The 287-nt window shown below is 64.5% G+C and carries 1 pseudogene; it reads left to right on the top strand.

Features of this window, described 5'->3' with window-relative positions:
- A pseudogene (locus OH705_RS27040) lies at positions 1-178 on the top strand (ATP-binding protein); the annotation flags it as partial.
- Positions 179-287 lie beyond the last annotated feature (109 nt).

Raw genomic sequence — 287 nt, 5'->3', positions numbered from 1 at the left:
GTTGAATTTGCCGGCGGGTCGTTCTCTGTGCCTGGCGGTAGAGGACAATGGCCCAGGCATGTCTGCAGAGGTGGCGGGACGTGCGGGCGAACCGGTTTTCACCAGGTAGCCGTCTGAGCGCACGACCGGGCTTGGGCTGTCCATGGTCTACGGCTTCGTCCGCCAGTCCGGTGGCCAATAGCAGATCCGCTCGGCGCCTGGTGAAGGGACATGCATACGCCTTTACCTGCCTTTGAAACCCGGGAGCGAACGCCCGCCCTTGGCGGCAATCGAGCCTGCTGCCCGCA

Source organism: Pseudomonas sp. BJa3 (genome assembly GCF_026343815.1).
Classification (GTDB): domain Bacteria; phylum Pseudomonadota; class Gammaproteobacteria; order Pseudomonadales; family Pseudomonadaceae; genus Aquipseudomonas; species Aquipseudomonas soli.
This window is presented reverse-complemented; position numbering and strand designations above follow the sequence as displayed.